21 protein-coding genes and 1 tRNA gene are annotated in these 26095 nt (G+C 42.4%); 13 read left to right on the top strand and 9 right to left on the bottom strand.

Annotated elements, in window-relative coordinates:
• Positions 1 to 49: 49 nt before the first annotated feature.
• The 4 genes from R8P61_05580 to R8P61_05565 all read left to right on the top strand — a co-directional run bounded on the left by R8P61_05580 (position 50) and on the right by R8P61_05565 (position 9607).
• Positions 50 to 2035 (top strand): caspase family protein, encoded by a 1986-nt coding sequence (locus tag R8P61_05580; protein MDW3646506.1) that lies wholly within the window; start codon positions 50 to 52, stop codon positions 2033 to 2035.
• A gap of 90 nt (positions 2036 to 2125) precedes the next feature.
• Positions 2126 to 3664 (top strand): sulfatase, encoded by a 1539-nt coding sequence (locus R8P61_05575; protein MDW3646505.1) that lies wholly within the window; start codon positions 2126 to 2128, stop codon positions 3662 to 3664.
• Between the two features lie 196 nt (positions 3665 to 3860).
• A complete protein-coding gene (locus R8P61_05570) occupies positions 3861 to 7220 on the top strand; it encodes a VCBS repeat-containing protein (protein MDW3646504.1) in 3360 nt (1119 codons plus the stop codon).
• 281 nt (positions 7221 to 7501) lie between these two features.
• Positions 7502 to 9607 (top strand): PQQ-dependent dehydrogenase, methanol/ethanol family, encoded by a 2106-nt coding sequence (locus R8P61_05565; GenBank protein MDW3646503.1) that lies wholly within the window; start codon positions 7502 to 7504, stop codon positions 9605 to 9607.
• Positions 9608 to 9659: 52 nt separating this feature from the next.
• On the opposite strand, the gene R8P61_05560 is transcribed toward R8P61_05565, so the two are convergent.
• Together R8P61_05560 and R8P61_05555 are read right to left on the bottom strand one after the other, a co-directional pair.
• Complete coding sequence (locus tag R8P61_05560) at positions 9660 to 10742, bottom strand: YCF48-related protein (GenBank protein MDW3646502.1); 1083 nt, start codon at positions 10740 to 10742, stop codon at positions 9660 to 9662.
• Between the two features lie 22 nt (positions 10743 to 10764).
• On the bottom strand, positions 10765 to 11037 hold the full coding sequence (locus R8P61_05555; protein MDW3646501.1) for a MoaD/ThiS family protein: 273 nt from the start codon (positions 11035 to 11037) through the stop codon (positions 10765 to 10767).
• A gap of 88 nt (positions 11038 to 11125) precedes the next feature.
• Between R8P61_05555 and R8P61_05550 the strand changes: the two genes are divergently transcribed.
• A complete protein-coding gene (locus tag R8P61_05550; GenBank protein ID MDW3646500.1) occupies positions 11126 to 12160 on the top strand; it encodes an XdhC family protein in 1035 nt (344 codons plus the stop codon).
• A gap of 10 nt (positions 12161 to 12170) precedes the next feature.
• On the opposite strand, the gene R8P61_05545 is transcribed toward R8P61_05550, so the two are convergent.
• Positions 12171 to 13094, bottom strand: a complete 924-nt coding sequence (locus R8P61_05545) for a GNAT family N-acetyltransferase (protein MDW3646499.1) — start codon at positions 13092 to 13094, stop codon at positions 12171 to 12173.
• A gap of 715 nt (positions 13095 to 13809) precedes the next feature.
• Here R8P61_05545 and R8P61_05540 point away from each other — a divergent pair.
• The gene (locus tag R8P61_05540) at positions 13810 to 14997 is read left to right on the top strand and encodes a DUF3825 domain-containing protein (GenBank protein MDW3646498.1); all 1188 of its coding nucleotides are present in this window, start codon (positions 13810 to 13812) and stop codon (positions 14995 to 14997) included.
• A 79-nt stretch (positions 14998 to 15076) separates the two neighbouring features.
• Here R8P61_05540 and R8P61_05535 read toward each other — a convergent pair whose 3' ends face one another.
• The 5 genes from R8P61_05535 to R8P61_05515 all read right to left on the bottom strand — a co-directional run bounded on the left by R8P61_05535 (position 15077) and on the right by R8P61_05515 (position 17377).
• Positions 15077 to 15247, bottom strand: coding sequence for a hypothetical protein (locus R8P61_05535; GenBank protein MDW3646497.1), 171 nt, complete (start codon positions 15245 to 15247; stop codon positions 15077 to 15079).
• Positions 15248 to 15325: 78 nt separating this feature from the next.
• The gene (locus tag R8P61_05530; protein ID MDW3646496.1) at positions 15326 to 15907 is read right to left on the bottom strand and encodes a hypothetical protein; all 582 of its coding nucleotides are present in this window, start codon (positions 15905 to 15907) and stop codon (positions 15326 to 15328) included.
• 35 nt (positions 15908 to 15942) lie between these two features.
• Positions 15943 to 16473 carry a DUF1254 domain-containing protein gene (locus R8P61_05525; GenBank protein MDW3646495.1) on the bottom strand — a complete coding sequence of 177 codons (531 nt, stop codon included), beginning with the start codon at positions 16471 to 16473 and terminating at the stop codon, positions 15943 to 15945.
• Positions 16470 to 17048, bottom strand: coding sequence for a DUF1214 domain-containing protein (locus R8P61_05520; protein MDW3646494.1), 579 nt, complete (start codon positions 17046 to 17048; stop codon positions 16470 to 16472). The genes R8P61_05525 and R8P61_05520 overlap by 4 nt, the downstream gene beginning before the upstream one ends.
• A gap of 257 nt (positions 17049 to 17305) precedes the next feature.
• Positions 17306 to 17377 (bottom strand) — tRNA-Arg (locus R8P61_05515).
• 394 nt (positions 17378 to 17771) lie between these two features.
• Here R8P61_05515 and R8P61_05510 point away from each other — a divergent pair.
• The 4 genes from R8P61_05510 to R8P61_05495 all read left to right on the top strand — a co-directional run bounded on the left by R8P61_05510 (position 17772) and on the right by R8P61_05495 (position 20957).
• The gene (locus R8P61_05510; GenBank protein ID MDW3646493.1) at positions 17772 to 19283 is read left to right on the top strand and encodes a peptidase S10; all 1512 of its coding nucleotides are present in this window, start codon (positions 17772 to 17774) and stop codon (positions 19281 to 19283) included.
• A 210-nt stretch (positions 19284 to 19493) separates the two neighbouring features.
• Positions 19494 to 19805, top strand: a complete 312-nt coding sequence (locus R8P61_05505) for a hypothetical protein (GenBank protein MDW3646492.1) — start codon at positions 19494 to 19496, stop codon at positions 19803 to 19805.
• 63 nt (positions 19806 to 19868) lie between these two features.
• Entirely contained in the window at positions 19869 to 20405 is a 537-nt protein-coding gene (locus R8P61_05500; GenBank protein MDW3646491.1) for a hypothetical protein, read from the top strand.
• Between the two features lie 69 nt (positions 20406 to 20474).
• Positions 20475 to 20957 (top strand): hypothetical protein, encoded by a 483-nt coding sequence (locus R8P61_05495; GenBank protein ID MDW3646490.1) that lies wholly within the window; start codon positions 20475 to 20477, stop codon positions 20955 to 20957.
• Here the strand turns inward: R8P61_05495 and mazG are convergent.
• Positions 20954 to 21739: a nucleoside triphosphate pyrophosphohydrolase gene (mazG, locus tag R8P61_05490; protein ID MDW3646489.1), complete on the bottom strand. Its 786-nt coding sequence runs from the start codon at positions 21737 to 21739 to the stop codon at positions 20954 to 20956. The genes R8P61_05495 and mazG overlap by 4 nt on opposite strands.
• A 159-nt stretch (positions 21740 to 21898) precedes the next feature.
• Here mazG and R8P61_05485 point away from each other — a divergent pair, with 159 nt between their 5' ends.
• The 3 genes from R8P61_05485 to R8P61_05475 all read left to right on the top strand — a co-directional run bounded on the left by R8P61_05485 (position 21899) and on the right by R8P61_05475 (position 26083).
• Positions 21899 to 22699: an MbnP family protein gene (locus R8P61_05485; protein ID MDW3646488.1), complete on the top strand. Its 801-nt coding sequence runs from the start codon at positions 21899 to 21901 to the stop codon at positions 22697 to 22699.
• 5 nt (positions 22700 to 22704) lie between these two features.
• Entirely contained in the window at positions 22705 to 23787 is a 1083-nt protein-coding gene (locus R8P61_05480) for a cytochrome c peroxidase (protein MDW3646487.1), read from the top strand.
• A 406-nt stretch (positions 23788 to 24193) separates the two neighbouring features.
• Positions 24194 to 26083: a hypothetical protein gene (locus tag R8P61_05475; protein MDW3646486.1), complete on the top strand. Its 1890-nt coding sequence runs from the start codon at positions 24194 to 24196 to the stop codon at positions 26081 to 26083.
• Positions 26084 to 26095: the final 12 nt, after the last annotated feature.

The following is a 26095-nucleotide window of genomic DNA, read 5'->3' as shown; positions in this document are numbered from 1 at the left end:
TGCATATTATTTTCACTCTTATTTAAATGCCCGCTTAACACAAAAATCCATGGCCCGTAAACTCTTTGCTCTTTTAGTTGGGATTGATGAATATCCCTATGCCTCTGATCTGAAAGGATGTGTTAATGACATTAGCAATATGGAGGCTTATCTAAAAGGACGGGAAGATCTCAATTCCGAGATCCTTTGTCTGAGAAATGAAGAGGCAAGCAAAGACAATATTGTCAACGGTATCCAGACACATTTAGGAAAGGCAGGCCCAGAGGATATAAGTCTCTTTTATTTTGCCGGGCATGGAGTTGAGGAGGCTACAGAGATTAAAGCTTTTCAACAAGCAAGCAACACTAAAAATTTACAAACTTTCCTTTGCTATAATTCTGATCCGGAAAGGAGTCAGGAAGCTTCATATACTTGTTTGGCAGATAAAGAGGTGCGATACCTGATCCAGGAGCTTAATCAAAAAGGTTCAGACATTTACTTTATTACGGATTGTTGTCATTCCGGAGAAAGCACAAGATTTTCAGGAGTTGATCGTGTCAGGAAGTTCGGAAGTGATGCCATAAAAGCAAGAGATTGGAAAGGTTTTATTTTTCACGACAAGCTAAATATTGAGGACCTTCAGAGCAAAGCTTTACCAGAGGTAATTCCTCTCCCCAGAATTGTTCATATGTCAGCATGCAGGAATGTTGAAGTTGCCTGGGAAGCCAAAGACAAAGAAGGAGAAAGCGGTGGCCTATTTAGTATATCTCTTCTAAGAATTCTAAAAGAATCCGGCCCAAACATTAGTATCAAGTCTCTGCAATCACAGATCAGAAATTACTTGCGGTCATGGGAAAATAAAAAGCAAACCCCTCAGTTTTTCATTAATAGTGAAGATTCTGGCAAAAAACACAGAGGCTTTTTAGGGGCAGAGATAGAGCCAGAACCTTATCAAAGTCAAATTACCTATAATCCAAGTGAAGGCTGGGTGATTGGTATGGGATCTATTCACGGGATCGACACTTTAGCAAGAGCTGTGCCCTGCAATATTTACGTCGGAGAAGAAAAGAAAGAAAAACTTAGCACCCATTTGAGCAAAGTTTTCCCCGCACATTCTGTGATTAAGGTAAAAAATGAATGGGAACTTAATCAAGACCAATCCTATCCATGTGAGGTGAAAATTGAGATCAATCCCCTACCGGTCTTTCTTGACACCCATAAAGAGCAAGCTGAAAAGATAATAATGGAGGTCAAGGAAGAAATGAAAGATATCCTTGGTTCGGATTATATAGAATTTGTTAGCGAAGAATCGGCGGCAAAATACAGCGTCAGATTTTCGGAGAAAGAATACAAAATCTGTTTACCCTTCGACCAAAAAGATCTTGTACTTCCCACCACTATTAGACAATCCGTATCAGCCAATTATTTGCTCTTCTTATTAAGTAGAATAGCAAACTGGGAATTTGTAAAACAAATCAACAATCCAAAGACAAATTTACAGCAAGGTCTTGATCCTAAATGGCAAGGTAAACCTATAGAATTGCTTATTACCAGCTATGACTCTTTAGGAAATAGCCAGAAGTTAGAAGAGGAGGGAGAAGAGTATATATTTAATTTAAATCAGGGAGAAGGCTATGACCGATTTCTTGATGTGCAAATGACACTCTATAATAGAAGCTCTAAAGACTTATACGTAAGTCTTACCTATTTGACCAGATCATTCGGGATCTCAAATATGCTTGGTGCACAAAGTATATTAATCCCATCTGGAGGAAACTACCATGTTGGAGAAGGGGCCATAATTGGCATGTCATTGCAGAAGTTTGTTTATCTGGATAAATGGGCCGGTAGCCAGGAGCATATCCTCCTGGTGGCATCCCTGGATCCTTTTGACTTGAATGATGTAGAGCAGAACGCACTTCCTACTCCGTATGAGTCCGGGCACAGAAAGTTTAAATTTAAAAAAGCTCCAGATGCCCAACCCAATGCTTCCTGGATTGCCTACACAACAAACATTTTCATCGTCAATCCAGACCACAAAAAAGAAATAACCTAAGAATTATGTTTAGCGATGGATGTCCGCGAGCCTGGCTCGTGGGCGTCCGTAACATTTTCCTCTAGCCTTCTTTTTACCTACCTTTCCTTTATGAAAAAGAACTGGCTACTATTCACCTTAGTCTTCCTTTTTGCCTGTACTCAGAAAGAAGATGCGCAAAAGGATTTCAGGCCCAATATCCTCTTTATCATGTCCGATGACCATACTTCTCAGGCATGGGGAGTTTATGGAGGAATTCTGGATGAATATGTAAAAAATGATCATATCAAAAGATTGGTCAAAGAGGGTGCATTACTCAATCGGGTCTATTGTACCAATTCCATTTGTGTACCCAGTAGAGGAAGTATACTAAGCGGACAATACAGTCATCAAAATGGAATTTATACCCTCTCTGATGCCCTCGATCCAGCACAGGATAATATTGCCAAAAACCTCAAATCCTCAGGTTATGAAACAGCTATCATAGGAAAATGGCATTTGAAAAAGAAACCCTCAGGTTTTGATCACTTTAGTGTCTTACCCGGCCAGGGAAGGTACCACAATCCTATTTTAAAAGAAGAAACAGATTGGGAAGAAGGAGGCAAAGTCTATGAGGGTTTCTCTTCGGATGTAATCGGAGACCTTTCTATTGAATGGTTGAAAAATAGAAAATCCGAAAAGCCGTTCATGTTGATGACCCATTTCAAAGCTACCCACGAACCCTTTGACTATCCGGAACGATACAAAGACTTATATAATGACGTAGAATTTCCTGAACCTCCCTCTCTCTATGATTTTAGTCCTACAACTAATGGAAGATCTTTTATCGGACAAAAACTCTGGATTTTAGGCGAAAGATGGGAAAATGATTCGAGGAAAGCTGCGGATAAACAACGATATCCGGGTATGCCCTTCAGCCTGGAAGGCCTGGATTCATTGGCCGCAAGAAAAAAGATTTATCAAAAGTTTGTGGGGGATTTCCTCAAATCGGGAGCGGCTATTGATGATAATATAGGTAAACTGCTGGATTATTTAGCAGAAAGTGGTTTGGCAGAAAATACCGTTGTGATCTATACGGCTGATCAGGGATATTTTATGGGGGAACATGGCTTTTTTGACAAACGAATGATTTACGAAGAAGCTCTGCAAATGCCCTTCGTCATCCGTTATCCTAAAGAAATCCCTGCCGGAACTACTGTCGATGATATCATTCTGAATATAGATTTTCCAGCTCTTTTTGCGGATTATGCAGGTATCCCAAAAGCTGAAAGTATAAAAGGAAGAAGCTTTAGAAAAAATCTCCAGGGAAAACAAGTGGATGACTGGAGAAAGGATATGTACTATCGCTATTGGCTGCATCGGGAAGAACGCCCTGCACATTTCGGTCTACGCACAGAAAATTATAAACTGGCCTTTTTCTATGGACAAGCACTTGATATGACAGGCGCTATCCAAAAACCCACTCCCCCAGCCTGGGAATTTTATGACCTCATAGCTGATCCTGGAGAAAACCGAAACGCTTTCGACGACCCCGCTTATCAGGAGAAAATAGCCGAATTGAAGCAGAGACTTTTAACGCTAAGAGAAGAATGGGGAGATACAGATGAGAAGTATCCTGAGCTACAAGCACTGATTGATAAGCATTGGTGAGTGTTCTGGTGTTGACTTTCATTTCCAGAACACCATAACACGAGAAAACTTCTCCCCCTCTGACAACTTGCAGACAAAATCAGCGTTATTTTGGGTAGAAAGCAGCCAAAAAAGCTTCCTTTTTCCCGGAAGCCTCATTTTTTTGTAATTTTACTGCCCTAAACAGATCTAATCGAAAAACTCCAAGCTCTATCATATGAAGCGCAGCATTCAGGTTACAATTTGGGCACTTCTTCTCGGAAGCCTGAGCCTTGGATTCATCTTTACCACTCCTCAGTTCTCCTTTCCCAATCTGACGAAAGGGCCTGTTTTTGAAAAAATCCCTGCCAGCGAGAGCGGCATCACATTCAATAATCGGGTTATAGCTGATGTAGCTACGAAGGAAAATCTATTTGATTTCGATTTCTTTTACAATGGTGCAGGATTAGGAATTGCAGACCTCAACAATGATGGCCTGCAGGATATCTTCTTTGCCGCCAACCAAAAGGATAATGCCCTTTACCTCAATAGAGGCAAACTCAAATTTGAAGACATCAGTACCTCTGCCGGCATCAATGACAATAAATCCTGGTCAAATGGGGTCAGTTTTGCCGATGTGAATCAGGACGGCTTTCTGGACATTTATGTGTGTCAGGGAGGACCAAAAGGGGATGTTAATAATGGAATAGAAAGAAGGAACCTCCTCTACATCAACCAGGGAGACATGACTTTTGTCGAGCAAGCCCTGGAGTATGGTCTGGCAGATGAAGGAATCAGCACCCAAAGTGTTTTCTTTGATTTTGATAAAGATGGAGACCTTGACTGCTTTGTAGGAAATGAGAACTGGCTATTTGGAACCGATCCGGTTTCATTCAAACGCCTGCTCGAACAAAGACCTGAACTTCTCCGCAAAAGTTCTTCTCACCTCTACAGAAATGATGGGGGGAAATTCACGGATATCACAAAAGAAGCGGGACTCTTACGCGGGAGTTATGCCCTGGGAGTCATAGCTTCTGATCTCAATCAGGATGGTTGGATAGATCTGTATATCAGCAATGACTACTATGTGCCGGATTTTGTCTTTATCAACCAGCAAGATGGCACCTTCAAAGATGAGAATAAAGACCGCTTGAATCATAGCTCATTCTATGGGATGGGTGTTGACATTGCCGACCTCAACAATGATGGGCATCAGGAAATTTTTGTACTGGATATGGCTTCCAGTGATCATTTTCGTTCCAAGACCCTGATGCGTTCGATGAGCGTAGATAATTTTCGTTTACTGGTCGATGAACTTGACCTCCCCTATCAGTATATGTTCAACAGCCTACAGTTGAACCTCGGCAATGGCAAATACCAAAACATCAATCATTTTGCAGGTACCGCCAAAACAGACTGGAGCTGGGCAGGTTTGATGGCTGACTATGACAATGATGGCTATAAGGATATTTATGTAACCAATGGCTATAGACGGTATGCCCTGGACAATGATTTTCAGAGCAAAGTTTATCAAGCTAAGGTAAACTACAATGGAGATGTTCCACTATCGATCAAGAAGGAACTCTACCAGCAAATGCCTACAGAGAAACTTAGCAATTTCCTGTATCGAAATGACCACAAACTTCATTTCGAAGATGTAGCCAAAGACTGGGGAGTTTCAGATCCCGCTTATTCAAATGGAGCGGCCTATGCCGATTTGGATAATGATGGAGATTTGGAATTGGTGGTGAATAATATTGACGGGCAGGCTTTCCTCTATAAAAATATCAGTCGCGAGAAAAAACACGGCAATTTTCTTTCTGTTGAAACCCATGCCGAAGCTAAAAACTCTGAGCCATTTGCCAGGGTCTATGCAAAAGTAAAAGGACAAACTCTGGTAGTCGAAACCAATCGAGTAAGAGGCTATCTCTCTGCAGTGCCTCCCATCGCTCATTTTGGGCTGGGAAATGCCAGGCTTATCGATACCCTGCGAATCGAATGGCCCTCTGGTAAATTTGAGGAAAGATATCGGGTAAAGGCTAATAGTAAAATTACATTTTCAGAAGCTGAAGCGCGGCAGCCAGAAGGTCGGGCTGATTATGCCGCATCTGGCCGGATGGAAAAAACCAAGCTTTCAGAAATAGGGCTGAATTTCAAGCACAGGGAAAATGCCTATGATGACTTTGCGAAAGAGATTCTTCTTCCCTATGGTCAATCTACCCTGGGACCCTATATGTCCAAAGCCGATGTAAATGGAGATAAACTGGATGATTTATATATCGGAGGTGCTATGGGACAAAGTGCTGCTCTTTATTTACAGGGAGCTGAAGGCTTTGAAATGAGTGATCAGGGGAGTTTTGCCCAGGATGCTCATTTTGAAGATATGGAATCCCTTTTCGAGGATTTTGACGGAGATGGAGATCTGGATCTGTTTGTTGTAAGTGGGGGAAATGCTGAAGAAGCTTCCAGTGAGGCCTATGCGGACAGATTGTACCTCAATGATGGGAAGGGAAATTTCAAGAGGAGTTTGGGACATGATTTTGACGAGGAAAAGTATAGTGGAAAAGCACTCGCCGCCATCGATTTTGACAAAGATGGTGATATGGATATAGTTGTTGGCAATCGCATAAATCCCCAAAGGTACCCACAGGCAGCCCCTTCAAAGCTGTATAAAAATGAAGGAGGAAAATTTGTAGATGCGAGTCTGGAAATTGCGCCAATGCTCAGTGATTTGGGCATTATCAATCAGGTGCTTGCTACGGACTTTGATGGAGATGGATGGGAAGATCTTATTTTGGCAGGGGAATGGACAGCTATCCACTTGCTGAAAAACAACAAAGGTTCTTTTGTTAATATATCCGAAAACACCGAACTAGCCGCCCAAAAAGGTTGGTGGTTTAGCATAACTGAAACGGATGTAAATAAAGACGGCAAGCCTGATTACCTCATAGGAAATGTAGGCCTAAACTCAAAGTTCAAAACCAGCCATGAAAAGCCATTCAAAGTCTTTGCCAATGATTTCGATTCCAATGGTACCCTGGATATCGTTTTGAGTTATAAAAATGAAGCTGAGGGAGATTATCTACCAGTTCGTGGACGAGAGTGTTCCAGTCAGCAAATGCCCTTCGTAGCGGAGAAATTCCCTACCTACAATGCTTTCGCCAAAGCTACTCTGGATGACATCTATGGAGATGAACTTAAAGATGCCTTCGAATATGAGGTCACGACCTTTGCATCCATTATCTTGGTCAATCAGGGAGGGGGAAAGTTCAAGATTCAGCAATTGCCCAAAGAAGCCCAATTGTTCCCCATTTTCTCCAGCGAAAAACTGGACTATAATAAGGATGGATATGAGGACTTGATGCTGACAGGAAACATATACAATACAGAAGTAGAAACGCCTCGCCTTGATGCAGGAAGCGGACTCATTTTGCTCTCTGACCAATCTGGCAATTATACCTCCGTTAGCCCTGAAAAAAGTGGCCTGCATATCGATGGGAATGCAAAGGATCTGATTAAAGTACAAATGCTTAATGGAGAGACTCATTTCATCGTAAGTAGAAATAATAGTTCTCTTCAGGGCTTTAAGTTGAAATAGAAAAGAAGTTCTTATTAACACATATTTTTCCCTGCTTATCCTAAGGATGAGCAGGGATTTTTAGTTTATATACTCCTTGGCATCCGGCAGATCCTTGTAAATGAAGGGGCTATCCCTTTCTCATGAGGTCTCTGACACCTTGCAAATTCTCAAAAATTTTCATACATTATAATGTCTACGAAGCCGAAGCATTCTCCCGTTTACAAGGATCTTTACTCTTTCATACTAAAAACTACAATTCTGCTATGCTACTATTCAAATTCCTGCGCACAGGATTTCTGATGCTGGCTATATGCTATTTTTTTTCAGCATGTAAGCCTCCTAGCCCACCTAAGGGGAGTCCTGGTCATATCAAAGCTGTTACAAATGCAATTGATGATGCAAGACTCAACAGTGGAGATTCCAAAAACTGGTTAAACTATGGCCTTAACAATGAGGAAAATCGTTTCAGTTCACTCAAAGCCATCAATACAGAAAATGTAAAAGACCTTGGATTGGTCTGGTCCTATGAATTGGGCTCCATCCGAGGAGTTGAATCTACGCCTGTTGTAGTAGATGGAATTATGTACGTAACAGGCCCCTGGAGCATCGTACATGCTGTCAATGTACGTACAGGAAAGCAGATTTGGACCTTCGATCCAAAAGTCCCTAAACACACGGCACAAAAGGCCTGTTGTGATGTAGTAAACCGGGGAGTAGCGGTATATAAAGGCAAAGTATTTGTTGCTGCTCTGGATGGTAGATTGATTGCCCTGGATGCTGCAAGTGGAGACATGAAATGGGAAGTCGTAACACTCGATCAGACTAAAAATTATACCATCACAGGTGCACCCCGTATTATCAAAGGTCGGGTTGTCATAGGAAATGGAGGAGCAGAGTATGGAGTAAGAGGGTATATCACGGCTTATGAGGCCGAAACCGGAGAAGAGGCATGGAGGTTCTATTCTGTACCTGGAAATCCCGAAGAGCCCTTTGAAAATGAGGCCATGAAGATGGCCGCAGATACCTGGGATCCGGCAGGTAAATACTGGGAAGTTGGAGGCGGAGGTACTATGTGGGATGCGATGGCTTATGATCCAGACCTAAACCTCATGTATGTAGGGGTAGGCAATGGTTCTCCCTGGAATAGAAGGCTTCGTAGTCCCGGAGGAGGAGATAATCTCTTTCTTTCGTCTATCGTAGCCCTCAATGCAGACAATGGAGAATATGTCTGGCACTATCAGACCACACCCGGCGATCATTGGGACTATACTGCAACTCAGCACTTGATTCTTGCAGATTTGAATATAGATGGAACGGATCGCAAGGTCATTATGCAAGCTCCTAAAAATGGATTCTACTTTGTTATCGACCGTACAGATGGAGCATTTATTTCTGCCAAAAATTTTGTCGCGGTAAACTGGGCTGAAGGATATGATGAGGATGGCAGACCTATAGAGATTACAGAGGCGGAATACAAAGATGGGGCTTATGAAGCGATCCCTGGTCCCTATGGAGCACATAACTGGCACCCAATGGCCTTTAATCCCCAGACAGGACTTACCTATATTCCGGCTCAGGGTGTACCTATTGTCATTGAAACCAATGATGACTGGGTAGCCAATGGAACTGCTGGCGGAGGGCCTCACAACCTCCTTGGGTGGAATTTGGGTGTTTTGGCTTCGGCTGTCCCCCCAAAAGGCCCGGCTTTCGGACATCTGGTAGCCTGGGATCCTGTAAAGCAAGAAGCCAAATGGAAAGTCGATCATATATCCCCCTGGAATGGAGGAGTATTGACTACAGCCGGGAATCTGGTATTTCAGGGAACGGCTGATGGCCGCTTTGTTGCTTACAATGCCGAGACTGGTGATAAACTATGGGAAACACCTACCGGAACGGGTGTTATTGCAGCCCCTTCTACTTATGAAGTGGATGGAGAACAATACCTAAGTATTGCAGTGGGCTGGGGAGGAGTATATGGCCTTGCAGCGGCTCATTCCGAGACCCAGACTTCGGGCAAAGTCTACACCTTCAAAATTGGTGGTACTGGACAAATGCCTGAATTTGCAGCTGTCCCACAAAAACCCCTGGTATCCGGGGTTGAATATGATCCCAATGATATTGCTATGGGCGCCAAACTTTACATAAATGGTTGTGTATTCTGCCATGGCGTTCCAGCTGTCGCTACAGGAGGATCTATTCCGAATCTGGGGTATTCTGATAAAGCCGTTATAGATAATCTGGCTGAATTTGTACTCACAAATGCCCTTGCAGAAAAGGGAATGCCTAATTTCACTGGAAAGTTAACAGAAGAAGACATACCGAAGATCAAGGCCTTTATTCAAGGGACTGCTGATCAGGTAAGAGCTGCCATGGAAGCTGCCACAGCCGAAGCAGGCACAAATTAGATTAATAAGATGGAGATGAAGGGGACCGAAGCTTTGCATTTGGTCCCTTTTTTTATGGAATGAAGCAAAGGGAATCGATGCGAGCCAGAGAGGATGAAAGACATTCCCAACTTTCCCCTCCATTGGAGGATAAATATAGATTGCCGGTACTACTTCCAAAAGCCAGCCTTTGGCCCTTTATATCGAACGAATGTCTAAAAATAATGTCGAAGCAATTTTCCTGAGGAAGTCCTTCACTCAAGCTTTGCCAACTTTCGCCTCCATCCTCTGTACGATATACCCTGAGAGCCAAATCCGGTGCGATACGCATCTCATCGCTCAAAGCAGGGATAACAAAAGCCCTATCAGGATTCTCATGATCTATTGCCAAAGCAAATCCATAATGCGGGATGCCTTTGGGATCACTTAGCAACTTCCAATTATCTCCTCCATCTGTCGTGCGAAAAATGCCACAGTGATTTTGTTGCCAGATCACCTCGGGCTGGGATCGGCAAATGTGCATCATGTGAGGATCATGGCCAACCTCGACATCAGGATTCGGTAGATATGCAGCGATAAGTCCCCGGTTTTTAGGTTCCCAACTTTTACCTCCATCCTTACTTTCAAATACTCCTGCACAACTGACCGCGATATAGATATGATCGGGATTGTCTGGATGTATCTCTATGGAATGCAAAAAAGGATGGTCCCTTCCTGCTCCAAACCACTGATTGTGATCTGATCGGCTAGGATGGTTCCACAAACTTTCGACCAAGCTAAAAGGAGTCAAAAGATCCGGCTTATAAAATAGCCCTCCCGGCTCTGTTCCTACAAAGATCCCTTTTCCGCCCGCTTTCCCATCAGCCTGAATGGACCATATTTTTTTAAGTTTTGCTGCTTTTCCTGAAGCTAATAAGCTTCCTGCCGGATAGCTAGGGGGAGCTACTGGAGGCCAGGTTTTTCCCTCATCTTCCGAATAGTGAAGTTTCTGTCCCCAATGACGATGCGCCAAACTGGCCCAGCAGGTATTATTCCTTTCGTCCACATAAATCGTACTTACCGGCATGCCCAGGAAATGGTGATCCTTAACAGACCATTTCCCATTCATTTCTTCAAATACCACTAAGCCTTTGGTAGTCCCAACAAGTAATTTCATGAAGTCCTTTTCTTATTCCTGCTCATCCTCCCGAAAGGGCCTGAAAGATGAAGAGCTCATCTTTTTCCCCTACTGCATCCTGGAGCTTTTCTCTGTCCTGAATCAACTCCCCGTCCACAAAGATATTGACGTGTTTTCTCAACTCTCCTTGTTCGTCAACAATATAATCGCAAATACCGGGATGTATTTTCTCCAGATTTTGCAGAACTTCCGAAACATTTGCCCCTTCTATCTGTTCTGCTTCCAGATCGGGAAAGAAGCGTTTGAGGGCAGAAGTGAAATTTATTTTTGGCATAAGATCGTCTCAAATAGAGGAAAAGACGCTTAAGTTAATTCCTCTTCCAAAATTTCCGAAAATTAGAAATCATCTACAAATTAGCATAATGAAAGAGCTTTTACCTACCCTATCATCATGGGTTTCCACTAATAAACGATTTGCAGTCGCAACTGTTATCAAAACCTGGGGTTCTTCTCCCCGTCCTGTCGGCTCCACGATGCTAATTTCTGAAGAGATGGAAATGGCAGGTTCTGTGAGTGGGGGCTGTGTAGAAGGGGCGGTTGTCCGTGAGGCTATGGCTTTGATGGAGTCTGGCGAAAGCAAGCGCATAGCTTATGGAGTTACGGATGAAGATGCATGGGCAGTAGGTTTAAGCTGTGGGGGCAGCATTCAGGTCTTTGTGGAACCTTTCCTAGCATTTGATGAGAGAAAAGAAGAAAAAGAGATATGGTCAGAGTTGGGGAAAAGGCTCAATAATGATCAATCGGCCATCCTGATCAGCAAGATTGCTGATGGAATCCCTCATCACAGTCTCGTCCTACCTGATGGCAGCCTACTGGGACATCAGGCTTCCGAACATCTGCTCAATGAGGCAAAAAGTGCTTTTCAGGAACGCAAACACAAATTGCTAGAAGAAGGAGAAGAGACCTATTTCGCCCAGGTATATCCCAGAAGGAGCCAAATGCTCATCATAGGAGCAGCTCATATTACGGTTGATCTGGTAGGTATGGCACAAAATTTTGATTTCGAAACCATTGTGATTGATCCCCGAGGAGCTTTTTCCAATAAGACTCAATTTCCTATTGCTCCGGACAAGATATATGAAAAATATCCGGCGGAAGTTCTGCCCGATTATGAGCTCGATCCTTATACGTTTGCGGTTGTCCTATCTCACGATCCAAAAATAGACGATAATGCCTTACACATTCTCCTGAGATCCGATGCCGCTTATATTGGTGCCTTAGGAAGTAGAAAGACGCATGCAAAGAGAACTGCACGTCTGTCAGAGGCTGGTTTTTCAGCGGAGGAAATTGCTCGTATCCACGCACCTATAGGAATGGACATCAAAGCCAAGACCCCCAAAGAAATTGCCCTGAGTATCATGGGTGAGATCATCAGGGCAAAAAACGAATTTTTATAGAATGTATTTTTTAGCTCATTCCTAAATCTTCTGCGGGTATAGCGAGAAATTGAGCTTTGGGTGAAAGCAGTCCGGCTTTCATCAATGCGCAAATCTTGAAGGAAGTTTTCTGGTACATCTCTGCAATCTCTTCCTGTTTCTCGCAATCGACCAGTCGGTAATGAAGGCCTTCCACATGTTCTTCTACAAATGATTGGCAAGCGTCAAAATCGATGATATTGCCTGTCAAGCCCTGAAGGTCCAGAGGCAATGCTATATGAAAGAAAGATCCGAGGCCATTGATTTCGCCTTCAAATTTATCACAGATCCATCCAACCTTATTCAGGTTGATATGAAGGCTGGCCAAATTATCGACTTGAATGACGCCTCTTTTTACCCTTGATCCCTGTTCCAAAGCCTTCAGAGATGAATACCTCATCAGGTGGGCGCCCAGATTCTTTCCTTTCCATTCTTCGGCTATGGCCAGGCGAATGGTATAGGAAGTCTTTTCTTCCGTATCATAGGCAATTTCGAAGATCGTCCCCTGTACCTTTCCGCTTTCATCTGTTAAAAGGATTCCATGACCGAAATTCCGGAAGCGAAAAAGATCAAAGGCACAGATTTCATTTGCCATACGCTCATTATACCTTCTCAGGAGAAATTCGCGTATGTAGGGCGTATCGGCATCCTCCATATGTTTCAACTTCAATCCCAAAGCTTCTACTCGGGTTTGAATTTGAGCCATCCAGTCTTCTGCAAACTGAATCGGATCTTTCCAGATCAAGGGAAGACTTTCAGCAGTTGTTTGACAGATGGCAGAAGGTTTCTTGTATAGATGAGGTTTTACCTCTGTTTCTCGACCATAAGCAGTTGACAGGTTCCTTATGATCGAATTTTTCTGAAGACTGAGAAAGGGTTCCGTACTAGGGTTCTTAAACCTATTTAAAGAACTCATGGGCAGATTACAATTGGTGCATTTGGTAGGATAAAGGTATCGCAAGTCCGGAAATATAACAGCTTGATTAATTACGAATCCTTTCTTTGAAGCGATAAAAAAAAGTATGTAGGATAATCCCGCGAAAATTCTGGATTAATTTGAAGGATTCGAAGGGAATCTGACATGCTATATTTTCAACCCGCCTATACCTATAGTTTCTCTATTCGGGCTATTCTCAGCACTTCGTACAGAATCTTTGTCCTTTCATACATACAAATCAAGCAGGTCTTTCGCATTTTGTCTGATTTTTTAAATAATCCAATACAAAAAATAACACGAAAGAAATTGGACAATGGGAGGGATTCGCAATTGGACAAGAAAGACTTTAAGCCCGCACTAAGTCTCTATGAGCTCTTCCAGAAGGATAATTTTGCCATAAAAAATAATTTCACTCGAAAATCTTTCATATAAAAAAACATACAGCTCAAAATCAGCCGTTCACGCAAAGAAAGCCCGATTTAGCTAGAATTCCCATTCTGTCAATTAATGCTCGAAACAAGTAATTCTTATATTCTGAATTCATGTATGCTAAAATTTTCAGCTTTACTTCACAATCTTCCCAGGAATATTTACCCCAAATTTTCTAACCGAATAGGGGCCGTATCTGTCCGTTCAGCGAAGCTTCGTTGGCGAGCTAATAGCCGATTTATATCTTCGAACAAATTACCGCAGAATGGAGATAGGAATTGTGAGTTTTTTCAATATCGAGCGCGGTTTCGGTAGGATCAAGACACCAGAAAAACCAGAAGGGGTATTCGTACACTTTACAGATGTTCAGGGAGAGGCAAGAATCCTTGTTGAAAACGAACTGGTTCAATTCAAGATCAAAGAAACGCGTAAAGGCCCGAAAGCGGAGCTGGTTAGTCGCATTACAGAGCGGCTGACGGGCAAGATTATGGAGTTTCATAATGGCTATGGATATGTTGAAGAAAGCAAGAGTGGAAAGCGGTTTTTCCTCCACCATACAGATGTAAAAGGGCAAGGATTTAAAAAGATAGAAGTTGACTTTGAGGTAGAGTTCAGTCCTTTTGAAACAGAGCGGGGATTGCAGGCCAAAGAGGTGATCATCAGTGACACCCGATATCCCCTTGAGAAATTTGCCAACCTTCAGAATTTTGAACGCCATCTCCTGAAATTGGCGCAAATGGCTCAAAAAGAAGATTGGGACTATGGCAAGAAAAATGGTCGCCTGACGGTCCTCTCCAATTATCTTTTACAGACTTTCAGACGCCTTCAGCAAGAAGACAAGATTTCCTATACCCGAGATCAGGAGAATAATACCTACGCAGCCTTTAATACAGGACTGGTTACAGATAAACAGGAGGAGCTTTTTGCTTACTTCAGCGAGAACCACCGCAGGGCTCAACCCAATAGTTATATACGCCAACCGGAATGGCAGTTCAAAGAATTTGGACGCGAAAGTCATCGATTGATGAGCTATTTCAAACGGAGTCCCAAATTGGCTAACTATTATGCCTCACCCGAAGACCTGATCTACGATACCAGTAGAAGGTTGATTCCGGATTATGAGCATATAGTTGAAGATCGCTCTGAGCGTTTTCCCAAGCACTTTTCAAAACTCAGTAAGGAAGAGCTGATTTCCCGTTTGAGGAATGCGATCCACCTGGCAGAGCGTATGGTTCACAGAAACTATAAAACGGCTGTACCTCAATACTATGAAGGAAAGATACAGTTGTTACTGCCTTTATCTTTAGAGATACCAAGCAAAGTGGATTTGGCTCTGGTGGTTGCAAAAGAACATGAAATCTATCGAGCCAATACGGTCTTACCTTTGGACTGGGCGTATCAGAATGCACGCCTGATCGCACCACCTGATCGGGGCTGGCTCAAAAGTCATTGATCAATGCAAACAGAAAAAGCGATAAACCCCAAAGGACTTATCGCTATTTTATTTTCTGGGCCAATGGCCTCTGAGTTTCTTAGCTTTGTGCTGCTTTCACTTTAGCTTCAAGAGAAGCAATCACAGGCATGTTTTTCTGCTCAAGTGTTTCTTTTACACCTTTAGCAGTTGGAGCTACTTTGAGGTTGTGGCGACGAGCTTGTGCTCTTGCACGCAATCTCAGTTTCTTTCTTGTGAATTTCTTTGCCATGATTTCTAGCTTTTTCTGAAAACGGATACAAAAGTAGGGAATCTAAGATGGCTTTGCAACCCCTGATTCACATTTCTCCTATTTATTTTCCTTCATTTCCTTTAGGATACGACTTTGGTCTCTTAAAAAGCCGGCTTCCTTTAAACTCAGGATTCTCCAGGCTCGAAATGAGAGAAAGCCCAGGAGCCCAAATACCAGCAAAATCATCCCCCCTGACTTGAGTTGCTCGCCCAAACTATCAAATGGAGTATAAGGGCTGGCGATCACATAGAGTGATCCAAAAAAGGCAATCATAAAACTATTGAATGACCAGGCTCTACAAATGCGAATTCGCATTTTCCCATACTCCATCAAATCTCTCAAATGATCCGAAGCCATATATACCTTGGTCCTGGCTCGATAGTATTCTTCTTTCGGCAAAAATTGAGGGTTCTTATAGTTTTCCTTGAAGTAGAAATCAAAGAAATTATCTACGAAACGATCAAAGATCACTCCCAGTACATATACAAAAGGAGATAAGACAATGATAATTCCGGCTTCTTTCAAATACTCCCAGGGAATCCAGTCATAGCCATAGAAACTGACAACAATAATGGCCAGCCAGATTGTAGCTCCCGCTCCTGCGATCATTAACTCAATAAAATAGGAAGTACTTCGCATTGTATAAGTGTTTTTGTGTGGTCGAATATCGCTTTTCAGCTTTCAATCTTCATTAACTGCATCTTTATACTCTCCTGAAGAGTTTTGTATACCGCCAATTTTTCCGGACTGGGATCAGGTACCAAAATTCTGAACAACATCAGTCCTTTTTCTCTGGGAGATATTATCTGTTCCTTATCAGCTTTGGTATTAAGTTTTTGCCTACTTAGGGTAATATCCAGTTTTGAAGTCCCAAACTCCAGATCATTCTTCACAAAATAGTTAACGGTGCTGGGTTCAAAAAATGATATGGACCAATAAGTAGAATCCGGCATATTTCCTGAAATACGAATGGGTCCTTCTGAGAGATCATAAAAGCCAATCACATAAAGAAAATCCGGATTAGGCTTTACTACCTGTCGAGAATATTCATCCGGCAATTGTCCATACCTAAGCACATTTTCTGTTCCCTCCAGTTTCTTTTTGGCTCCCTGGTAGAGTATATAAGAATAGTAGCTGAGCGTCAATTGAGAACCGAGGTAAAAACACAACAGGAAAAGCCCCAGGTATAATAGATTCTTTTTCATCGGATTTTTTTGATTTGGGGTAAAGAAATCTCTCCTGCCCGTTCATAAATATCTGGAGAAGGATTGTATAGCCGAAGCAAAAGGCTCATCTCCACTGCATCCCCCGAAGGAATCCAGTTTTTGCCATAGGCTTCCTGGGACAAATAGAATTGATAGCTATTCTTCAGGCTATCTTCAAAGACCATATTTACCTCATTGAGGGTGAAGCGTTTTTCTTCATTGGGAATGAGAAAATCATCTTCTCCATAAAGGGTAAAGCTCCAGTATCGAGCATCAAATGATTCACCTGTCAATTCATAAATATGATCCGATGATAAAGGATCGCCATTTTCATCTTCGGTTAGGGCATAGTAAAGGACTTCTGATTCAAGAAGGGCAAAAAGACCGACTCTTGCGATCAGGGCTCTTTGGTATTGATTTTCTGCCAGATCCATTTTGGGAGCGAAGCGCCAGGGTCCATTTTTCTGAAAAACCTCATCAATTCCACTGCCGGATTGAATGCGAAAAAAGCTAAACAGAAAACCCGCGACAAGTCCCAATAAGGCAATGCCCAGGACTTTGAGTAGTAGTTTCATAAGGCTCAAAATACAGAAATAGAGGCATGAAGAAAACTGCCTAGGCTGAAAAAATCATGGGCATTTTCAGCGACTCAGCCAATCGCAATCAATCCTATACCTACTGTTATAGCACTCGGTCACCCAGGTATTTGATTTACTCTGCAGACTTTTCTGAGCTTAAGAGTGGCAAAATACAGATTGAAGGATAGACGCTTTGAAGGGAAAGATCGATTCCTAAAACAAAAGAGACAGATACTTATCTGTCTCTTTTTTCGTACCCCCGCCAAGAATCGAACTTGGATCTAGAGTTTAGGAAACTCCTATTCTATCCATTGAACTACAGGGGCATACTAAAACACCTTTAGGTGGGCAAAAATAGCTAATTCGATCCCTTAGTGGCAAGTATTTTGGCAGGAAAATCCACAGGCCCATAGCACTTTAGTCCATAAAGTGCTCTCTCCTATCCTATCATCAGTCTCTTTAACAAATTGTTAGAAAAGCTTTATCCTCTTGTGATAACTGCCAATCAGCACCTCCGTTTTAATAAGGGAAAGCAATCAAAAACCTTAAACCAAAAGCCGAGATCACTCGATATTAGAAATTAAATGCCCTTATTTCCAATGGAGAGCTTTGCAGTTCGCAGAGCCCTCCTTTTCTTTTCAAATTTATCAGCTTTGCCAACTTAGCTGCTTTGGGGAATTGAGTAAAACAAGAATTATATTGCTCTAAATTCCCAAATCTATGAAAAAGAGCTACTCCCTACTTCTCTGTTTTCTCCTCCTGGTTTCCAGTCAGATCTTTAGTCAGGAAAAGAAGGAAGAAAAACCTTTGCCTATTGGCCCTGCCAAAAAATTTGAAAGTAAACACAAGATCAACATACAGGGGCAATCGATTGAATATAAAGTCTTAGCAAATGAGACCTATTTATACAATGCGAAAGAAGAAGCCCTGGCTTCCTTTTGGTCTGTAAGCTATCTCAAAACTGACGTTAATGATTACAGTCAAAGGCCTGTCATGTTCATTTTTAATGGGGGTCCAGGCTCAGCTTCGGTTTGGTTACATATGGGATTCTTTGGCCCCAAAGTGGTTCAGACAGACAGCGATGCAAAAATGGATGATGGCGCAGCTCCCTTCAAGGTTGTTGACAATGCACATTCTTTACTGGACCTGACAGATATGGTCTTTGTCGATCCGATTGGGACGGGATATAGCAGGGTGATAGGTAAAGGAAAGGAAAAGGATTATTGGGGATTAAAGGAAGATGCTACTTCGGTAGCCGAGTTTATGCGAAAATGGATCACCAAGCATAAGCGCTGGCAATCTCCCAAATACATTGCAGGAGAGAGTTTTGGCACCACGCGTGCAGCAGCTGTTTCAGAAGTTTTGGAAGGAGGCGGACAAAACATGGCACTCAATGGCCTGATTCTCATTTCACAGGCCCTGGACTATGCCGGCTCAACCTCCACACATGATAACATAACTTCTTATGTAACTTACCTTCCCAGCATGGCCGCTACTGCCTGGTACCATAAAAAAGCAGGTCAGGGAAAAAGTCTGGAAGAATTTGTAGAGGAAAGTCGTCAGTTCACTTACAATCATTATACACCCGCTTTATACAAGGGAGCATTACTTTCGGAGCAGGAGAAAGATGAAATTGCGGATAAGCTCGCCTACTTCACAGGTTTAGATAAATCCTATATCATACGTTCGAAACTACGCATCCTCATGGGTAGATTTCAAAAAGAGCTCCTGCGAGAGGACGGTATGGCGATAGGACGTCTCGATGGTCGTTATTTTGGAGATGAGGATGATGATGTAGCCGAAAGGCCCACCTTGGGGGATGCTTCCTCCTATCAAATCTCTTCAGCTTACACAGCCGCCCTCAATCACTATTTCGCAAAGGACCTCAAAGTCGAAATGGACCGGCCTTATTTAACAAGCAATGGCAAATTGGGCAGTAAATGGCGATGGAGAACTGTTCCGGATGGAGCCTATTGGGAACCTTCTTATGTAAAAACCAGCCGTAGCCTTTCAAAAGCGATGCGCAGAAATCCGGCGATGAAGGTCTTGGTGGCTTGTGGATATTATGATTTGATCACCCCTTTTTTTGATGCAGAATATACTTTCTCAAGAAATGGCATCCCCACAGATCAGGTCAAACTCACCTATTATGAAGGGGGGCACATGATGTATAACCATCAACCAGACTTTGAACAATTAGCAAAAGATATACGGGAGTTTTTGAAAAAGTAGCCAGGGGCCATATAATACAAATTTTCCTTTTGCATCAAGTTGATTGAGGCTTAGAAAAGTTCAGGTGCAAGTGTCAAATACAAACTCATAAAAGATTGATGCTTACAATAATTTTCAGCAAATACAGCATTAGGAAAATATCAGCTAAAAAACGCTACTATTTAAACTTCTCCTCGACCTATAGGTCTTTACTAAAAAACGCACAGCCTTATGCACGATTTTCATGATCATGATGATCAGCACTTCGATCATCAAAGAGAAATAGAAGAACATTTCAATCATCACCGTGAGATGGATAGGCTTCATCATGAAGAGATTGAATTTGAGCGAATGAGGAATGATTTATATAAAAACAAGCATTCATCCGGCTCTTTTTCTTCTCCCTTCTCCATTTTAGCAGCTATCTCCTTCGCTGGCCTTGTCCTATTTGCTTCTCAAGGAGCTACAGGAGGGGAACTTGCCATCCCTTTCATCTTGATGATTATATTTATTCTGGCACCTATGTTTAATTTAAATGATTGAGAAATTAAATCGGATTTTTCGACCCTGAACCCTATAAAAGATCATTAGTTCAAGTATAAATACATGAAAACAATCAGTGTTCCCTGTAACAATTGTGGAGCTTCTATACATCTGGCAACTCAAACCAACTTCCTGAATTGTAATTATTGCGGCTCTTCGCTCAAGGTGATTCGAAGCAGCGGAAGCACCTTTACGGAGGTTTTGGAAGGGATAGATGAAAAAACTAGCCAGATTGCTCAGGACACCCGGATTATTCGAATTCAAAATGACCTGGAAATCCTGGAAAGAGAATGGGAGAAGCAAGAAGCAGAACTAATGATCAAGGACGGTGAAAATCGCCTGGAAGTACCTTCTACCCTAACAGGACAGATCACAGGATTTTTGGGTTTGGTCGTCTTATTGGGTTTTGGAATCTGGGCATACAAGGCTGAGATGGCAATGCTCTTTGTCTTCGGCTTGTTTTTCTCTCTGATCCTTTTTGCACTTGCTAGCAATCATACTTCCAAGGCAGAAAAATATGAAGATGCAAAATCGAACTATGAGGGAGCAAAAAAGGAATTGACCGAAGCACTTGAAAAGGCGAGAGCATCTATAGAATAAGTAAAGGCTCTCATGCGCGAAATTTGGACCTTTTCTCTAAAAATGAGTCTTTAAGAAAAGTTTCAACACATGAAAACCATTATCGTTTCCTGCAACAATTGTGGTGCTTCAGTTAAACTTGAAGGCCATAAGCAATTTCTAACTTGCGCATATTGTGCGTCCTCTATAAAAGTTGCTCCTCCCAAGCCTTTGGATCAGGAAAGTCTTATCCACAAACTTCAAAATGAGCTATATAAATTGGAGAAAGAGTGGGAGATCACAAAAGAACCCTTGGTCATTCTTAAAAACAATGCTAAGGTCAAGGAACCTAGTTCGAGAAGTGCTGAGCTCTACAGTATCTTAGGTCTGATAAGCCTGTGTGCATCAATTGGGTGGGCAAGCCACTTGTCAGAAATGATCGTCTTTATTGGAGGTTTTATCATCACGTTGGCCTTTTTGGCCCATGCTGCTGAACATAACTCAAAAGCTGCTGACTATATAGAAGCAAAAACAGCCTATGAGGAGACTCGAAATAGATTGACCCTTGAATTGGAAGAGGCTAAAATAGTCTAGGCTTTTAAAGCTTTCTTTGCCTCTTCCCAATATTTGTCCATTTCCTCTAAACTCAATTCTGGCAACTTCAGATCACTCGCTTTCACTTTCTTTTCCATGAATTGAAAGCGATCTTTAAATTTCTGATTGGTACCGGCCAGGGCATCTTCGGCATTGATTCCTGCATGACGACAATAATTCACAAGGGAAAAGAGGATATCTCCCATCTCGTCTGCACGCTCTGCAGGACTTTCGGCCCTGGCAAACTCCTCCAATTCCTCCCGCACTTTGTCCATCACCTGATCGATATCCGGCCAGTCAAATCCCATTTGTGCAGCTTTCTCTTGCATACGATGGGCTTTGATTAAAGATGGCATGCTATCCGGAACACCATCCAGAACCGATTGAAAACGTTCTTTTCCAGATTCGGCTCGTTCCTGTGCTTTTATCGCTTCCCAGTTTTTCTTGATCTGCTCCTCCGATGCCCCTACCATATCGCCATAGACATGCGGATGGCGTCGGATCAGTTTTTCAATCTGACTTTCCAGAACTTCATGAATATTGAACTTCCCTTTATCCTGAGCCAAACTCGCATAGAACAACAAATGGAGCATCAAATCCCCCAATTCTACTTTGATCTCCTCATAATCTCCCTGAATGATTGCATCAGCTAATTCATAGGTCTCCTCTATAGTTAAATGTCGTAGACTTTCCTTGGTCTGTTTACGGTCCCAGGGACATTTCTCCCGCAATTCAAAAACGATTTCATTTAGTCTTTGAAATGACTTTTGTTCTTCAGTCATTGTGGTAATTTTGATAAATTGTAGATGTTTTGATGGGGATATTTTTTTACCCTACATATTCTCCTCCGCGAAGCTAGAAAGGCTTAGGTAAAAAATAAAATCAATACACTAACATATACAGGGAAAACATAGTTATTCTTTTAACCTTCAACTAACACAATGAAAGTAAAACATATAGTCATACTCATTTTAGCCCTCTCCTTTTCATTTATTGCTTGTGAAGAAAATCCACCCGAAGAAGACGGTATTTTCTCCCTTTCATTTTCCAGAAATGGAGATACAGGAGAAGCTGTAGATGGCTTTCCGGTTTTCGAAAATAATGAAGGAAGGAAGTTTTATTTTGAAAATTTCAGCTTCTACGTTTCAGAAATAACCCTTTTTAAGGAAAATGGAGAAAGTATGAAACTCATCCGGGAATCAGATAGCTCTGAGTTTATTCTTTATGACTGGGTAGATGTGAGAACCGATAATGAAGGTGATAGGCTCTTTCAAAATTTCAATGTACCTGCTGGAACATATACGGGGATTTCATTTGGAATTGGTGTTCCTGAAGTTGCTAACCACTCTGACCCCACTAATTATCCTGCCGAGCATCCTTTAAGTGAGTTTAGAGGAAAACACTGGACCTGGAATGCCGGATACAGATTTATCATGGCTGATGGATTTATTGACGATTCTGATACCAAGGATGGCCCTATGGATCTGGGATTTTTGTATCACTGCGGAATGGACACGCTTTATAGTAGTCTGGAGTTTAAAGGAGCAACAGATGGATTTGAGGTAAAGAATGGTGCAACATATACCTATGGTTTCGATCTTGATCCCACCAAAATGTTTTACAATGCCAATGAGTCTGTCGACATGATCAATGACAATATCACCCATACCGGTGATTTTTTCTCCGTGGCCAAAGCGATTACCGAGAATTTCATTAACAATGCCCTCAGTAAAAAAGAATAAACTACTTGAGAAAAGGCCAACTACATATCCTCTTTAAACTGGGGGCCATATTATTGGCCTTTTCCCTTATTGCCTGCGAACCCGATCCTCCGCCTCCACCACCTCCGGAGGATGAGGTAGACACCACTCCTGTCATTCTTGAGGTGCCGGATCATTTTCGGAGCCCTGAAATTCCTTCGACTAACCCGCTTACGCAGGCAAAAATTGATTTGGGGAAAGCCCTCTTTTTCGATCCCTTGCTCTCAAGAGATCAAAGCGTTTCCTGTGCGACTTGTCATCCACCAGAGCTTAGTTTCGCCGATCCCAAGATTCTGAGTACCGGCATTGATGGGAATCAAACGCTTAGGCATTCTATGGCCTTAGTCAATCTCTACTATGCCAATAGCTTTTTCTGGGATGGTCGGAGCCCAAGCCTCGAAGATCAGGCTACGCGGCCTATATTTGATGCCCTGGAAATGGATAATACAGAGGAAGAAGTCCTGAGGAGATTAAATGCCAGCGATAAGTACCAAAAGCTCTTTAAGAGAGCCTTTGGCGATACAGCAACGATTATTCATATAGGAAGAGCCCTGGCTTCTTTTGAAAGAACCCTTATCAGCTCTGAGAGCAAATATGATCAGTTTTTGGCAACTCAGGATACCTCGATCTTTAGCGCTCAGGAACGGAGAGGTTTTGAGTTGTTTTTTGCTGAAAGATCAAATGCTCGTCATGCTGAATGCTTCCATTGTCATGGAGGCTTTAATCTGGACGACAGGGCAAATGGTTCCTTCAGAAATAATGCCCTGGATGAGTTTTACGAAGACCGTGGCCTGGGAGAAATCACCCGGAACCCCAGAGATGTAGGCAAATTTAAAGTTCCTACTTTGCGGAACATAGAACATACAGCTCCCTATATGCATGACGGCAGATTCCAAACACTGGAAGAAGTAGTTGACCACTACGCAAGTGGTGGACAGCCGCATGTAAATCGCGATCCCCTCATGCTCAATATTTTGATTGATGAAGAAGGAAAAAAGGATTTGATAGCCTTCCTCAAAACCTTCAGCGATCCCAATTTCCTCAGCAATCCCGATTTCCGTCCGGAGTAAAATAAACCCTAACCAACTATGTCACCCCGAGCCCCGTTGAGGGGCCTAAACCTTACCCTCTGCCTTTCCACCATTTAAGTCAGAAACAAACATCAGTTTCCTCCACTTCGTTCGGAATGACAATTTAATTAACTCAAACATTCCTGTCATTACGAGCCTGTACAATGGGCAAAGCAATCCCCTTAACTACAAAAAAGCCTATTTGAAGTGAAGGAGATTGCTTCACTTCCTTCGCAAGGACAGGCGGTTTATGTAAATAATTGCTTTGCGCTGACATTCAACTCCCCTACCCAAAAATAACCCTTAGAAATTCTGGCTTTCTTGGTATTTTGTCAGGTGCAAAGGAAACCTGAGCATATTGACACTGCGAATAGCTTATATCTACTGTTTCTTGATCTGTTTCTGCATGACAGATCAGCTCTTTTCTCAATCCCAGATTCTGGAGAGCGAGCCATCTTTGCGCCTGAATTTTAGTAGAGTAAATAATTTCACTTTTTCCACCCGCCTGGAGTCTTTCCACCGCTACAAAAAGGGCAAATACAGACTGGAATGGCGACTGTATTTGGACAATCTTCTCAATAGCAGACTAGATGATCCCGTAGTCCAACTGTACATCCGAAATCACATCTGGCAATACTATCAACTAAAACCCAAATGGGAGTTGACTTCCTGGATAGAAAGTGATCAATTTTTCAATAGCAATAGCTTCAGATATAGTGCATATGGTGGAGTCCAGTTTAAACCCTATCCCTTTCTGGAAATCAAACCTTTGATCGGCTATAGTTGGGATCAGCGTTCGGGTATTTTGGATAAAGGCCTCAGTCCGGCAATTTTCATCGAATCAGAAAAACGATTTGAAGATGGGAGCTTCCTCCAGATCAGGGGCATGGCAAGAGCCAAGTACATCCGTCCCCGACACCAGAGAAATATCATGCTCTCCAGTTTTTACTCACGCAACTTCAACGAATTTTCGGCCCTTTCTTTTGGATTGAGGGTAGGAGGAAATGAACTGGATGATTACAAATTACAATCCATCGAAAAGATCAAATCTGATACTGTTAGTGGGCAATTAGGGCTGAGCTATAAGTTATTGGATGGGGTTTACTGGGAATCTAATAATACCTTGACGCTTACCCGCCGGGAGTTTGATTATGAAAAATTCACAGCTCCTGAAGCAGAATTTAATGACCTTCGATTCAATCAAGTCAATATCTTTTCCCAGCAAAAAATCTCCCTGGCTGCTCAAAAATTGAGCGGCTTCTTCAAATACGAATACCTCTACCTCACCCGTAGCTATGAATTGGAGAATTCTCAACAATTGGTGGATAGAGAATTTGATCGACTGGTATTGCGGGAACGCCAGAAAGATTATTTTCGCCGCCTCACCAATATAGAACTCTACCTCAAATATCCGGTAAATACCAAACACACCCTTTCCCTCACTGGCTCTAATCGGTACCTTCAATATGATACCCCGGCAGAGGAGAACTTCGATGACCACGACGAACTCAATTATGCCCTTACCGCTGAATGGCGAGGAACCTGGTCTCGGAAATTCTCAACCCGCTACAAGATTCTGGGACTGGTCAGGAAATATGCCTTCCTATTTGCCGAAAGAAGCCAGGACAATTATACCCAAAGAACCCTCCGGATGGAGTTTGATTATCGCTGGCAAATGACCGACAAACTCAGCCTGAGTGGAGAGCAATATGTTTATGTCACCTATAATGTAAAAGACTTCAATGACAGGAATTTGACTGATAGATCTACACGAAATCTGGAGTCCCGACTCGACTTTCGATATCGCCCAAACAATAAATGGGAAAGTCAGACTAAACTGTATCGCAAAGAGATTCATGTTTCCTACCTGAATTGGGAGGCATTTACTGAAACTACCCTGGATACAACTACCACCTATCTCTTAGATCACAATAATCGCTTGCTTGTACCTACCAAATGGGAAAATTCTCGACTCTTCCTTAACGTAGGCTATAAACACTTCTCGCAATTCCGGTTTCAGAATACCTCGATGACTAATTTCAGCAATATCCTTACTCCCATAAACCTTCACATACGCTACCACCAAACAGGCCCCCAAACGGGAATCAGATTTATTCATCGAAAACCCGCCAGCCTTGACCTCAATGTCTGGTGGCAGTTCCAGGTACAGAATTTCAAGTTTTTCGAACTGGAACAATTTTCTACGCTGGGCAGGAATTTTAGAGAAGAAGACCTCAGAAAGACCAGTCTTTTTTTTCGACCCTTTATGCAATTGGAGATGAATATTACGTTGTAGAGAGGGGGAAAG

Source organism: Bacteroidia bacterium, from assembly GCA_033391075.1.
Taxonomy (GTDB): domain Bacteria; phylum Bacteroidota; class Bacteroidia; order J057; family J057; genus JAWPMV01.
This window is presented reverse-complemented; position numbering and strand designations above follow the sequence as displayed.